The following is a 13,275-nucleotide window of genomic DNA, read 5'->3' as shown; positions in this document are numbered from 1 at the left end:
CGAACCGACGATTCGGAGCGGGCAGGCGAGTGGGACACTAGCGACCCGGTCGTCGACGCAGCATTGACGGGCCGTCCTGCTCCAGCCCGCTGGATGCTGCCGCCGCGCCTGCCTATCTCCCGCCGCTTCGATAGCGAAGCGCGAGGCACGTGATGTCATCGGCCTGTGGCGCGCTGGAGGCGAATGTCACCGCCTCGCTGACCACCGCAGCAAGCAGATCCTGGCAGTCGAGCCCACGATGCGACGCGAGGGTCGCAGCAAGGCGCTCTTCACCGAAGAGGTTCCCTGCTGGGTCTACGGCCTCGGTCACCCCGTCGGTGTAGAGGAACAGGACTTCGTCCGGGGCAAGGGTCTGTCGACGCAAGGGATATTCCTGGGCCGGACGGACGCCAAGGACAATGCCATCGCAGCCCGGAAGCTCCCGCACTGCTCCCTCGGCGCCCATCAGCAAGGGCGGCGGGTGCCCGGCGCTCGCGTATTCGAGCGATCCGGTCGCAGGATCGAGCGTCGCATAGTGGGCCGTCACGAACATCATCTCGGGATTGTCCGCGGCCAGCAGCGCATTCACGGTCGAGAGGCACTGCGCCGCGTCGACCCCCGACAGGGCAACCATGCGCAGGAGCGTCCGGGTCACCGCCATGAAGAGCGCGGCCGACATGCCCTTGCCAGACACGTCCGCGATGACCAGCCCCAGCCGCCCGTCCGGCAGAATGAAGAAGTCGTAGAAATCGCCGCCGACTTCGCGCGCCGCCTGCATGAAGCCCCGCAGCTGACGGCCCGGCGTGTCGGGAAGAGGCTGCGGCAGGATCGCGAGTTGCATGCGCTGCGCGACGGCAAGCTCCTCCTGCATCGCGAGAAGCGCGTCGCGCGCCTGGAGCGCGGCGCGAGCGGCTCGGACATGCTCGACGGCGCGATTCAGGGTGACGGTCAGGTCATCGAAGTCCACCGGCTTGGTGACGAAGTCGAAGGCACCGCGGTTCATGCCGGTACGGATGTTTGCCATGTCGCCATAGGCCGACACGATCACCGCCCGCAGTTGCGGATCCACCTCCGGCAGCCGCAGCAGCAACGTCAACCCGTCCATGCGGGGCATGTTGATGTCCGTCAGGACCAGGTCGATCCCCGGCACCCGACTCAACAGCTCGAGCGCCTCCTCGCCGTCGCGCGCGAAGTGGAAGACGAGCTCGCCGCCGCGGATGCTGCGCCGAAAGCGCTGCGTGACGAGCAGTTCGAAGTCGGGCTCGTCGTCCACGACCAGGATCGTCGTCGCACTCATGCCGATGGCCCGCGCGGGGCGATGTCGCGCAACCGTCGCTTCAGATGGTCGAAATCGACCGGCTTCCCGAGGAAGTCAGCCGCGCCCAGTGCTGCCGCCTGGCGTCGACGCTCGTCATCGCCATAGGCCGTCACCATCATCACCGGAAGCCCGGGCCACTCGTGGTGGATGGCCTGCAGCAACGCAAGGCCGTCGATGCCTGGCATATTGACGTCGGACAGGACGAGCATCGGGTCGTGACGGGCGTCGGAGCGCAAATGGTCCAGCGCCGCCTCCGCCGAGGCAGCGAACTGCAGCATGTAGGTCCCCTCGCGCACCTCCCGCCGGAAACGCTGGCGGAAGAGATCGGCCATGTCCGGCTCGTCGTCCACCACCAGGATGCAGACACCGCGATCGCTCATGCCGGGGCTCCGTCCGCCGGCTCCCGCGCCGCGGAGGCCACCCGCTGTGTGGTGCGCGGAAGCCGTATGGTGAATTCGGTGAACGCGCCTGGCTCGCTGTCCACGTCGATGCTGCCTCCGTGTTGCTGCACGACGATGTCGTAGCTGATCGAGAGGCCAAGCCCCGTGCCCTCGCCGGTCGGCTTGGTGGTGAAGAACGGGGTGAACAGCTTCGCGCGCACCTCGGGCGGCATGCCGGTGCCGTTATCGCGCACGCGGATCTCCACCGCATCGCCGGCGTCGCGCGTCACGACCGTCAGGGTCGGTCGCCAGGCGCCGCCGCGCTCTTCGCGCCGCCGCTTGTCGGTCGCGTAGAGGGCGTTGCCGAAGAGGTTGAGCAGCACGCGGGTGATGTCCTGCGGCACCATCTCCAGAGGGGCGATATCCTTGCCGAGGTCGCGCTCCAGCGTGACGTTCATCTCGGGGTTCTGCGACCGCGCGCCGTGGTAGGCGAGGTTCAGCGCCTCCTGCACCAGCGCGTTGACGTCGGTCTCCTGGCGCTCGCCGCTGCCGCCGCGCGAATGCAGCAGCATGCTGCGGATGATGCCGTCCGCGCGGCGGCCATGCTCGACGATCTTGCCGAGGTTTCCCGACAGCGTCGCCATGATGTCGCTGGCCTCGTCGCCGCCGTCCGCGGCAAGGGCGGGCCCCAGCTCCTCCTTCAGCTCGACCAGCAGTTCCTGCGCAAGGCTGGCGAAGTTGTTGATGAAGTTCAGCGGGTTCTTCAGCTCGTGCGCGATGCCGGCGGTGAGCTGGCCGAGCGACGCCATCTTCTCGGCATGGACCAGGCTCGCCTGCGCGGCCTTGAGCTCGCGGTAGGCCGCCTCCATCGTCCGACTTGCCGCCGCGGCCGCGTCACGCGCGGCCGCCATTTCCCGCTCGGCGCGCTTGCGTTCAGTGATGTCGGCGTAGATGAGGACGAAGCCACCGCCCGGCACCGGATTGCGGCGGATCTCCAGCACGGTCCCATCGGGCCGGGTCCGCTCGTTGAGGAAGGCCCGATCGAGAGCGTCGGTTCGGCGGCGGACCTCCTCATCGGCGTCGGCCTCGCCGTATTCGCCGCGCTCGGCCAGGCCGCGGACGAAGTCCAGGTAGGTCACGGCGAGCCCGACCTGATCATCGCGAAGGTCGAGCAGATCCTGGAAGCGCTGGTTCCACGCGGCCATGCGGTGCTCGACGTCGAACATCACCACGCCGTGCTCCATATTGTCGAAGGTCACGCGCAGCACCGCCCGGCGGCGCTCCAGTTCAGCCGTGCGCTCGCGCACCTGCTGCTCCAGCCGCGCCGCCGCCTGGCTGCGTTCCTCCAGAAGACGGTCGAGCTCGATGGCGTTGCGCCGGAACACCTCGACCGCCCGGCCCATTGCCGCGATTTCGTCCGACCCCTCCGCCGCGACGGGGGCGCCCAGTCGGCCGGCGGCGATCGCCACCATGCCGTCGCCGAGCGCGGTCAAACGGCGGACGATGTTCCGGCCGACATAGAGCCACACGATCAGTACCGATGTGGCGAGGCTGAGCAGGACGAGCGCGATGAGCACCTGGGTGCCGGTCCGCTGGACCGACAGCGCGTCGCGCGTCGCGCGCGCGATGTCACCCTTGGCGGCGGCGGCGAGCTGGTCCACAGCGTCGGTCAGGCCGGCCGACAGGCTGGCGTTCTCGGCCAGCAGGGCCGCGCCTTCGCGGACCAGCGCGAGTTCCCGTCGGCGCGCTGCGGGGATCGCGTCGCCCCCCTCGCTCAACTCCCGCAGCTTCGCCACCTGCGCCAGGAACAGCGGCTGCAGCCGTCCGTCCAGTTCGGCGGCGGTGGCCTCGACCTCGCGCAGCGCGCGGCGAAGCTGGAAGGCCAGGACCTGCAGGCGGCGTTCCTGGTCGGTGGTGGACGCTTCGGCGAGCATGTCCACGACCGCCGAGAACTGCCGCTGCGCGGCTTGCGCGGGCCGCTGCGCCGCGATTGCGGCGAGGAGACGCTGCGAGGCGTCCTCCATCGTCGAAGGCGTCCCAGCCTGCCGCAAGGCTGCCATCGAGCCTTCGATCTGTCCCTCGATCACCATCAACCAGGGCGCGAGAAGTCGTTGGGTCTCGTCCTGTGTCTCGTGAACGCGCCGCCGCTGACGTCCGATGCCGTCGCCCGCGACGAGGCGTCGGGCAACCAGGTCCTCCAGCGCGGCGAGGTTGGCGGAAAGCCAGGTGACGCTTTGCTCGATGGTCGCCAGCAACGCCGCCTCGGCCTCGCCGCGGTTCAGATCGAGCAGCCTCTCGTTGAGCCGGGCCAGTTCGGTGCGCAGACCGCTCGCCACCTGGTCGCGCCGGGCGGTATCTGCGGCCGCGAGCAAGGCCGGCGCGGCGGCGATGATCCGTTCCGCCGAGCGGGAGACCTCGAGCGAGGTGAGGGCTGGCGCGAGTTGCGTGTCCACCACTTCGATCCGGGCGCCGACCTGGCGGAAGGCATAGATCGCCGCGGCGGCGGCCAATACGGAGAATCCGCTGATGGCGAGGAAGGCGAGCAGCAGTCGCGTCCGGACGCCGGGGCGCCAGAACGCGCCCCTGCCCAAGCCCGCCGCCTCCGCTGCCAGCTCCGTCAATGTCACCCCGGTGAACGTCCCCATCCGGAGTTTGCCTCAAGGCCGGCAAGGCCGGAACCCCGCACGGAAGGTCAGGCCGTTGCGAGGGGGGGGGCGAGGATGCGAACCCACTTCCGCGCACAATGTCGGCCTGTTAGCGTCCATCAAAATCCGGCTGCAGCTGCGGTGAAGCAGGGGGACGAGGGGGCATGAAGCGTCGAAACCTGCTGGCCGGCGCCGGGACGGGCGTGGCGGTGACAGCGCTGGGCGCGCCGGCACTGGCGCAAGGCATCCGTGAATTCCGGATGGTGACCGACTGGCCCAGCAACGTTCCGGGAACCCTGGACGCCGCCGTGCAACTGGCGGAGGCCATCCAAGCCGCGACGAATGGCAGGCTGCGGATCGAAGTCACCCCCGCCGGCGCCGTCGTGCGGCCCTTCGATACCCTCGACGCCGTGTCGGCGGGTGTCGCAGACATGTACCATTCGGCCGACTACTACTTCGAATCCAAGTCACCGGGCTTCGCCTTCTTCGCCGCGGTGCCCTTCGGCCTCACTGCGCAGGAGCATTTCGCCTGGGTGCGCTACGGCGGTGGCCAGGCTCTGTGGGACGCGCTCAGCGCCGAGCACGGCATCAAGCCGATCCTGTGCGGCAGCACGGGTTCCCAGATGGGTGGCTGGTTCACCAGGGAGATCACTTCCACCGACGGTTTCCGCGGGCTGCGCTACCGCATGCCGGGGCTCGGCGGCGAAGTTTTGCGGCGCATGAGCGCCACGGTGGTGAACGTGGCGGGGGGCGAGATCCGTCCCGCGCTCCGCTCAGGCGCGCTGGATGCGAGCGAGTGGGTCGGCCCCTGGGCGGACATGGCGCTCGGCCTGCACGAGGTGGCGAACTTCTACTACTACCCCGGCTTCCACGAGCCCGGCACGGCGCTGACGCTCGGCATCAATATCGGCATCTGGGAGAGCCTTGCGCCGAGCGACCGTCGCCTGATCGAGGCTATCGCGGCCGGCGAATTCTCCCGCTCGCTCGCCGAGTTCAATGCCAACAACGCGATCTGGCTGGCGCGGCTGCGGGAAGCGGGCACGGTGCAGATCCGCCGGTTCGACGACGCGCTGCTGCGCGAGCTGCTGCGGCAGAGCCGCGACGTCCTCGCCGAGGCCGGCTCGCGCGACAGCCACGCCCGTCTCATCTCGGCAAGCCATCGCGCCTTCCAGGGGGCGATCCGGAACTGGAGCGACATTGCGGAACGGGCCTTCCTGAACGCCCGGGGACTCGACTGATCAACGATGGATTCGCGGCTACCGACGCGGCCCGAGAACCTTCTCTATGGTGTCGAGGACAGGCCTCCGGCCCTGACCTGCGCCCTCCTGGCGCTGCAGCACGTATCGACGCTGCTGCTCAACACCGTCTATCTGCTCTTCGCCCTGACGACGGCGGGCATCGGGCCGGAGCAGACGATGCAGGGCATCCGCGTCGGCTTCGCCGTCATCGGCATCGGGACCTTGCTGCTGTGCCAGGCTCGTACGCATTTCGGCTCGGGCTACCTGATTCCATGGACGTTCAGCGGCATCCATATCGGTGCCACTCTTGCCGCGGCCAGGCTCGGCGGCATGCCGCTCGTGCTCGGCATGACCCTGTTCGCCGGTGTGGTCGAGATCGCGCTCTCGCGCATCATCGGGCGGTTGCGGTCCTTCTTCCCGGCCGAGATCTCAGGGCTCTGCGTGGTGCTGGTCGGCCTGTCGCTCGGCGTGCTCGGAACGAAGCTGCTGTTGGGAGTGGCGGACGGTTCCGCGGCGACGGTGCCGGCCGCCGAGGTGGTGCTCGGTGGCGGCGCCCTGGCGATGATGGTCGGAACGCATGTCTGGGGCGGCACCTACCTTCGCAGGTACAGCCCGATCATGGGCATCGTCTGCACCTACCTGGTCGGACTGGCGGCGGGCCTCATCGATTCGCACGCACTGGCCGCGATCGCGGCGGCGCCACTGGTCGCCCTGCCGGAGTGGTCGTTGCACGTGCCCCGGTTCGATCCCGCCCTCGCGGTCCCCTTCTTCGCCGTCGCGCTGGCGTGCTGCCTGCGCGTCATGGGCGATGTCGCGGTCAGTCAGAAGGTCAACGACCGCAACTGGGTGCGCCCCGAGCCGCGGACCATGTCGGCCGGCGCCCTGGCTGACGGGGCAGCGACGATCCTTGCCGCCGGCGCCGGATGCATGGGCGGCACGTCAAACGCATCCAGCGTCGGCTTGGCCACCGCCACCGGGGTTACGGCGCGGGTGGTCGGCCTCTGGATCGGAGGGCTGCTGATCACGTTGTCGGCGCTGCCGGCCGCCGCCCTGTTCTATCTCTCCATCCCGAGGCCGGTGCTCGGCGCCGCGATCGTGTTCGCCGCGTCCTTCGTCCTGGTGAATGGCCTGCAGATCGTGATGAGCCGCGCACTGGACGCGCGGAAGACCCTGGTGATCGGCCTGGCGCTCACCATCGCGCTGAGCCGCAACGTGATGCCCGAGTTCTACGCAGGCCTGCCGACTGCGCTGCAGCCCTACTTTGTCTCCGACCTGGCCATGGGCCTGATCGCCGCGCTCTTCCTCAATGCGCTGTTCCGGATCGGCGTGCGCAGCCGGGAGACGGTGCTGCTGCCTCCCGACGCCGCCGCCATCGATACCATCCGGGCCTTCCTCGAGATGCAGGGTTCCCGCTGGGGCGCGCGTCGCGACGTGCTGCAGCGCGCGATCTTCGGCGCCTGCCAGTCCGTCGAGGCCATCATCGAGCATTGCGGCGTGACCGGGCCCATCACGGTCGAGGCGATGTTCGACGAGTACAATCTCGACATCCGCCTGACCTACGATGGCGAACTCCTCAGTCTAGGCGCCGAGGCGCCGAGCCACGACGAGATCGTCTCGGCACCCGACGGCCTGCTCCGCCTGGCCGGCTACCTGGTCAGGGGAAACGCGGACCGCGTCCAGGCGGCGGTGCGGGGCGGCCATTCGGTGCTCGTGCTGCACTTCGATCACTGAACCGGAGGCGGGTGCCTCATCCGGCCTGCCGGACCGCCTCCTCCCGCGTCGCGAAGATCGGGAAGAGCCGAGAGAACTGGCCGAGGTCGAACAGCCGCCGCACTTCGGGCGACAGGCCGCAGAGGGCGAGGCCGGCGCCGCGCGCTTCGGCGAGCCTTGCCGCGATCAGCAGGATGCGGAAGCCGGCGCTGCTGATGTAGAGAAGCTCGCCAAGGTCGATGACGACGGACGGCGTCCCGGCTTCGATCAGCGCGTTCAACCGCTCGCCCAATTGCTTCGAGGTGTTGGAATCGATGCGTCCCTGAGCCGCCAGGATCGTTGCGCTCCCGACAGTATCCTCAGCTATCGTCAGCTGCACCAGTCGCATCCTCCCCGCGCGCGGTCGACGCCCCGATCGTCTTGCGCAGTCGGAGCCGGTTGAAGTGCCCCTCGCGCCTGTATGCAACATCGTCCATCAGATGGCGCATGAAGAGCAACCCCAGGCCGCCAACCCTACGGTCGTGCAGTCCTGTACCCACGTCAGGCGCGGCGGAAGAGGCGAGCGGATCGAAGGGTATGCCGTTATCGACGACCTCGGCCCACGCTTCACCGCCTTGGTAGCCGAGGCGGACCGTGATGGCGTGTTGTCCGCCGTCCGGAAAGCCGTAGGAGATCGCGTTGCAGAGCACTTCGTCGAGAGCGACATTCAGCGCGTTGACGATGTCTCCGGGCAGGCCGTTGGCGCTGCCGAACACCTCGACGAAAGCTGCGACCTCGGCGATCTGGTCCAGCCGGTTCAGGATACGGATTTCCTGTTCCGCGCCGTCCGGCGAAGCTGCCATCCGGGCTTTCCGCCTGTGCTCCGGACAGCTTCCCATGGCAGGAAGCGACGGGCAACCGGTAGGCCACGCGACTCCGTCCGCTGATCCGGCAAGGTGACGACGCTTTTTCAAACGAGGAGCCGTGACCGGTATCGGCGCGGGTTGGACAACCCACCTCTCTGCTCTCCAGCACCTTTTGCCAGGCGGTCGGCTTCCCGAGATACCCCAAGCATGGCGCAGAGAAAGCATTGCAAAATCAATAGAATAGAGCTTGGGGGCAGAATTGCCCTACCCTCAAGGTTTGGAGACTCTCTGCTCTCCGTGGCCCGAAATCGGCGTGTGTTGCGCCCTCGAACCATCAAGGTCCACGCGCAAACCACGGCAAAGCCTGCGCCTCAGCGCGGTGCCATGAGCAGGAGAGACAAATTGTGAGAGAGGAGATTGGAGCAGCGGTGGGAACCGGGGAACGAAATTCTCTGGGTAGCACGTGCATCAGTAGGACCACCGACCATGTGTGCCGCTACACACCAACACCTCACCCGATGCGGGCCTGTGCCATGCGGGCATAGAGCGTGGCCGGGCCTTCCGCGCAGGTCGGGGTGTCGACCGCACCGATGGCCTGTAGAGGAACTTTCGCCCTCGGTCCGGTCGCCAGCGTCTCAAGAAATACCGTCGCGCAGTTTTAATTCGTTGCAATATGTGATCGAGAAAATGAGCCTCACGTATATAGAAATGAAATTTCAAATTGGGAATCATTGTGCTTCCAGAAAAATCATCGTATAATTCAAATTCAGCCGATTCCTGCTCGTTACATGCGAAATCTCGCTTCGTTTTGACAGGATATACAGGCAATCCCTGTACGACATGGCTGCTCTAGGAGAATGATCCATGTCCGCCGACACGCCGAGCGTCTTCGCTCGCCTCCGTGCCGATGCCTCTGCGCGATGGACGCGCGCTAAGCCCCTGCTCCTGGCCCTGGGCGTAGGGCTCGTGGCCGGGCCGATCATTTCCGGCATGATCGGCTTCCAGGTGCGCACCAGCACGGCGCAGACCCTTGTCCATAACGGGATTGTCGAGCAGCAGGCAATCCATTGCGCGAGCCGCGCGCGCGGCGATACTCCGGATACCGCGCGGCTCGACTGGTCGGCGCGGACTGCGCTGGCGCGCCGCTTCTCCACCGATCCAGCGGGCGGCACCGCCGTCGACCCCGATGTCGCGCGCGCCTGCGCCGACCGCCTGGCGCGGTGACCCGCCATGGAATCGCGCATGACCAACGAGATCGTGGAATTCCGCCACCCTTTCCGGATTGCCGCCCATCCCGCGGCGCTGCCGGCGGGCTGCTACCGCGTGGATACGGAGCAGGAGATGCTCGACGGCCTTTCCTTCCCCGCCTGGCGGCTAACGGGCATGACGATCTCGCGGCATGGTCTCGCCTCCGGGCGGGTGGCGCGGCCCTATTCAATCACGCCAAGCGAACTGGCGACTGTGCTCGCGACCGACGCCGCGATGCGGCGATGACCTGAGCATCGCAGCGCTGGGATGGCCATCGGCTGCTGTTCATGCTGACGACCGAGGATGGCAGCGAGGTGCGTTGCGCCATCTCACGCCTCGCGCTGCTCGCCATCAGCGGGACCAGACCGCGTCGCAGCACCGACCTGCCGGCAATCTTCGCTGCGGAGCGTGGGCGCATTGAGGCAGCCGCACTGGAGAAGCTGCGCGCGCGCCTGAGCCCGCCGCTGGGTGTCCTGCACATCTGGGAAGATGACATGCTCGATCCGGAACCCCCGGAAACCGCGGCCTTTGCGCTTAAGGCCAGGCGCCAGCGTGGTTGAATGAACCTCGTGTCAACGTGGATGCCCAAGCGGTTCGCTGTTCCACCGGCACGCATCGCATCATCTTTCCCGCAGGAAGCGGCCCGACTACGAAAACGGGCACGACACCGTCCCGGCTGACCTCCCCTGTTCGGCTACCGGGCCGACGGCGAAGGCACTCCCCGGGGACGGCTTTCAATACGCGGTACCGGGCAAGGCTCCGACTGCTGTGGTGCAGTCGTTAAGCGTCCGCGGCGGCGTCACAGCGAGCCGAGACCAGCCGGGACACGGCGCCGCGCCTCACGACCCAGAAGAGGACCGTCGCGATACGGAGCGCAGTTGCGACGAAGCCAGGAAGGAGCGCAATGCCAATTCTCGGTGTCCATCACGTGACGACCTATCGATATCGACAACCGGTCGCCTTCGGCGAGCACCGGATGATGTTCCGCCCGCGCGAGGGACACGACCAGAGGCTGATCGAGGCGAAGCTCGAAATCACGCCGGAACCGTCAGAGATCCGGTGGCTCCACGACGTGTTCGGCAACAGCGTCGCGATCGCGTGCTTCTCGGGACGGGCGTGCGAGCTGCGCTTCGACAGCAGCGTGCGGCTCGACCACTTGCCGGTCAACTCGCTCGACTATCCCATCGAGCACGGGGCCGAGATCTACCCCTTCTCTTACGATGTCGAAGACATTCCAGATCTGGCCCGCTCCATTGAGCGGCAATACGCTGACCCGGACCATGAGCTCGAGCGCTGGGCACGCCAGTTCCTGAGGCGGGACGGGCCGACCGGAACGCGCGACCTGCTGGCCCGACTGACGCATGGGGTGCGGCAGCGCTTCGCCTACATCGCCCGCTCCGAGAAGGGTGTGCAGGAGCCGCTGCTGACGCTCCACCTCGGAAGTGGCACCTGCCGCGACTTCGCGGTCTTCCTGATCGAGGTGCTTCGCTCGCTTGGCCTCGCGGCACGCTTCGTTTCCGGCTACATCTACGCTTCGGAGCAAGACGGGCGGATTGGCGGTGGAGCGACGCATGCCTGGCTCCGGGTCTATGTCCCGGGCGCAGGCTGGGTCGAACTCGACCCGACGAACGGCATCATCGGCAACCGTGACCTGATCCGGGTCGCCGTCGCCCGTGACCACCGGCAGATCGTGCCGCTTCACGGCACCTGGACGGGGTTTCCCTCCGACAATCTCGGCATGACAGTCGATGTCAGCGTCACGGCCATCGAACCTGGGTCGTGACGGGCGTTCTGGCCGGCACGATATGGCCTATCGCGCATGTCGCGTCGGCTCATAAAGAAGGAGTTGCCCATGCGCATCAGCGCTGGCTGCGAGATCATCTACGACTGCCCACAGCCCACGCCCATGCTGCTCGTGATCACGCCGCATCCATCCCGCGCCCCGGACCTCGTCGGTCCCCATCAGGTTTCTTTTGATCCGCCGGTCGAGGCCAGGAACTACCAGGACAGCTTTGGGAATGTGTGCACGCGCATTGTCGCGCCTCCTGGGCGCATGATTATCTCGACGCGCCTGCTCATCGAAGATTCGGGCATGCCGGACATTATCGCCCGCGCCGCATGGCAGCGCCCGGTGGAAGAGCTGCCGAACGAGATGCTGATCTACCTGCTCGGCAGCCGCTATTGCGACACTGATCGTCTGTCGGACATCGCCTGGTCGCTATTTGGGCAGGGGCCGACCGGGTGGGCCAGGGTGCAGGCGATATGCGACTACGTGCATGAACGCATAGCCTTCGGCTATGAGCATGCGCGCGCCACGCGGACAGCCTCGGAGGCCTTTACGGAGCGACGGGGCGTCTGTCGCGACTATGCACATCTCGCTGTAACACTCTGCCGGTGCGTGAACATTCCTGCACGCTATTGCACCGGCTACCTGGGCGATATCGGCGTACCGCCGCCTTATGGTCCGATGGATTTTGCGGCCTGGTTCGAAGTCTATCTCGATGACCGATGGCACACCTTCGATGCGCGCAACAACGCGCCACGCATTGGGCGGATCCTGCTGGCACGCGGCCGCGATGCCACCGATGTGGCTATTGCGACGACCTTCGGACCTTGCACCCTTTCAGGGTTCAATGTCTTCACGGACGAAGTCGCGCCGTAGTCTGCGGCTCCCAGTGCATCGTGCTCCGGGTGCGGCATTGTCGGTCCGTGCCGGCCGGGACTGTGCAGGCGTGCGCCTCGGCCATGCTATGGCTCGCGATCGCCATGACCCCGCATGCGCCAACCTCCGAGGTGTTGGAGGCATTGCTCAGCAACCCGCCCGCGGGCCGGACCACGCTTGCCTGGATGATGGACCGGCTGGGCGACCGTTCCTTCGGTATCGTCTTGCTCCTGTTGGCGCTCCTCGGACTGCTTCCGGGTGTATCGCCGGTCGTCGGCCTCCTGCTCCTGGTTCCCGCGGTTCAGATGATCAGCGGCAATCACCGCCCGGTGTTCCCGCGTCGTGTCGCAAACCGAGCCTTCGAGACCCAGCAGCTTGTGCGACTAATCCGACGCGTCATACCGGTGCTGCGGTGGCTTGAACGATTCATCCGCCCGCGCTGGACCACTCCGTTCCAGGCGACGAAGCGCGTGGTGGGCGGTGTGGTATTTGTCCTGGGCATGGGCCTTCTGACCCCCGTTCCCTTTAGCAACGTACCACCCGCCGTGATGATCGGGCTGATCGCCTTCGCGTATCTGGAGGAGGACGGCGTTCTGCTCTGCGCCGCATTGGCGGTGACCTTCATCATGCTCGTAGCCGCCGCAGTGGTTGCCTGGGAGGCCCTCAGCGCGATTGGCCTTGCACGCAGCTTGCTCTGACTGCTCCGACCAACAGGACGCTGCAACTCATGTGCGATTGTTGCACCGAGGTTGCGCAGCGTCCGCGGCCCCACCATATGTCGATTTGTCAAACTCGTCCGGCGAACCCGCCGCTCCCTGCTCACGAGCGAGCCTCGAGCAAGGTGTCTTTCCCCTGAGAAGCTTGATCCGCTGCGCGATGCTGCGCGGCGGCAACTCCTTGCAAGGACACGCTCATGCCGATCGGCACCGTGAAATGGTTCAATCCGGCAAAGGGCTACGGCTTCATCCAGCCCAATGACGGCTCGAAGGACATCTTCCTTCATGTCTCCGATGTCGAGCGCGCCGGCATCGAAAGCCCCAAGGAGGGGCAGAAGCTGGAGTATGAGATCCAGCAGGGGCAGCAAGGGAAGGTGTCGGCCGGTAGTCTAAAGCTCGCGTAACGGAAGCTGCGCGCCGCATCGGTGCGGCGCTGCACACAGAACCGCTGACGTGGGCAAGTGCGTGACAGGGGCCCCGTCCTCGGCTTCTGATCTTTCGTCTCCACGCAGGAACTCTCCGGGCGGCCCCACA

At 66.9% G+C, this 13,275-nt stretch carries 14 protein-coding genes; 9 read left to right on the top strand and 5 right to left on the bottom strand.

Annotated features, from left to right (window positions below; all coding sequences use genetic code 11):
* Positions 1-112: 112 nt before the first annotated feature.
* Genes GWK15_RS13140 through GWK15_RS13130 form a run of 3 tightly spaced genes read right to left on the bottom strand, consistent with a single transcriptional unit; the run spans position 113 to position 4,322 of the window.
* Complete coding sequence (locus GWK15_RS13140; protein ID WP_168041785.1) at positions 113-1,276, bottom strand: PP2C family protein-serine/threonine phosphatase; 1,164 nt, start codon at positions 1,274-1,276, stop codon at positions 113-115.
* A complete protein-coding gene (locus tag GWK15_RS13135) occupies positions 1,273-1,677 on the bottom strand; it encodes a response regulator (RefSeq protein ID WP_168041784.1) in 405 nt (134 codons plus the stop codon). The genes GWK15_RS13140 and GWK15_RS13135 overlap by 4 nt, the downstream gene beginning before the upstream one ends.
* Positions 1,674-4,322 (bottom strand): PAS-domain containing protein, encoded by a 2,649-nt coding sequence (locus tag GWK15_RS13130; protein WP_168041783.1) that lies wholly within the window; start codon positions 4,320-4,322, stop codon positions 1,674-1,676. The genes GWK15_RS13135 and GWK15_RS13130 overlap by 4 nt, the downstream gene beginning before the upstream one ends.
* A 164-nt stretch (positions 4,323-4,486) precedes the next feature.
* Between GWK15_RS13130 and GWK15_RS13125 the strand changes: the two genes are divergently transcribed.
* Positions 4,487-5,560, top strand: a complete 1,074-nt coding sequence (locus GWK15_RS13125) for a TRAP transporter substrate-binding protein (protein ID WP_168041782.1) — start codon at positions 4,487-4,489, stop codon at positions 5,558-5,560.
* A gap of 6 nt (positions 5,561-5,566) precedes the next feature.
* Positions 5,567-7,291 carry a solute carrier family 23 protein gene (locus GWK15_RS13120; RefSeq protein WP_168041781.1) on the top strand — a complete coding sequence of 575 codons (1,725 nt, stop codon included), beginning with the start codon at positions 5,567-5,569 and terminating at the stop codon, positions 7,289-7,291.
* Positions 7,292-7,307: 16 nt separating this feature from the next.
* On the opposite strand, the gene GWK15_RS13115 is transcribed toward GWK15_RS13120, so the two are convergent.
* Both GWK15_RS13115 and GWK15_RS13110 read right to left on the bottom strand, forming a co-directional pair.
* Entirely contained in the window at positions 7,308-7,649 is a 342-nt protein-coding gene (locus tag GWK15_RS13115; RefSeq protein WP_168041780.1) for an anti-sigma factor antagonist, read from the bottom strand.
* The gene (locus tag GWK15_RS13110) at positions 7,630-8,112 is read right to left on the bottom strand and encodes an ATP-binding protein (protein WP_168041779.1); all 483 of its coding nucleotides are present in this window, start codon (positions 8,110-8,112) and stop codon (positions 7,630-7,632) included. The genes GWK15_RS13115 and GWK15_RS13110 overlap by 20 nt, the downstream gene beginning before the upstream one ends.
* 867 nt (positions 8,113-8,979) lie before the next feature.
* Here GWK15_RS13110 and GWK15_RS13105 point away from each other — a divergent pair.
* The 7 genes from GWK15_RS13105 (at position 8,980) to GWK15_RS13075 (ending at position 13,145) form a co-directional block, all read left to right on the top strand.
* On the top strand, positions 8,980-9,339 hold the full coding sequence (locus GWK15_RS13105) for a hypothetical protein (protein ID WP_168041778.1): 360 nt from the start codon (positions 8,980-8,982) through the stop codon (positions 9,337-9,339).
* A gap of 18 nt (positions 9,340-9,357) precedes the next feature.
* The gene (locus tag GWK15_RS13100) at positions 9,358-9,609 is read left to right on the top strand and encodes a hypothetical protein (RefSeq protein WP_168041777.1); all 252 of its coding nucleotides are present in this window, start codon (positions 9,358-9,360) and stop codon (positions 9,607-9,609) included.
* Between the two features lie 32 nt (positions 9,610-9,641).
* Positions 9,642-9,923: a DUF1488 family protein gene (locus tag GWK15_RS13095; protein WP_338147259.1), complete on the top strand. Its 282-nt coding sequence runs from the start codon at positions 9,642-9,644 to the stop codon at positions 9,921-9,923.
* 344 nt (positions 9,924-10,267) lie between these two features.
* Entirely contained in the window at positions 10,268-11,146 is an 879-nt protein-coding gene (locus GWK15_RS13090; RefSeq protein WP_168041775.1) for a transglutaminase family protein, read from the top strand.
* Positions 11,147-11,215: 69 nt separating this feature from the next.
* Positions 11,216-12,025, top strand: coding sequence for a transglutaminase-like domain-containing protein (locus GWK15_RS13085; protein ID WP_168041774.1), 810 nt, complete (start codon positions 11,216-11,218; stop codon positions 12,023-12,025).
* Between the two features lie 83 nt (positions 12,026-12,108).
* Positions 12,109-12,723, top strand: coding sequence for an exopolysaccharide biosynthesis protein (locus tag GWK15_RS13080; RefSeq protein WP_245211624.1), 615 nt, complete (start codon positions 12,109-12,111; stop codon positions 12,721-12,723).
* Positions 12,724-12,938: 215 nt separating this feature from the next.
* On the top strand, positions 12,939-13,145 hold the full coding sequence (locus tag GWK15_RS13075) for a cold-shock protein (RefSeq protein WP_168041773.1): 207 nt from the start codon (positions 12,939-12,941) through the stop codon (positions 13,143-13,145).
* Positions 13,146-13,275 lie beyond the last annotated feature (130 nt).

Source organism: Neoroseomonas oryzicola (genome assembly GCF_012163135.1).
Classification (GTDB): domain Bacteria; phylum Pseudomonadota; class Alphaproteobacteria; order Acetobacterales; family Acetobacteraceae; genus Neoroseomonas; species Neoroseomonas oryzicola.
The sequence above is the reverse complement of the archived record's forward strand: the minus strand, read 5'-3'. Positions and strand labels throughout refer to the sequence as shown.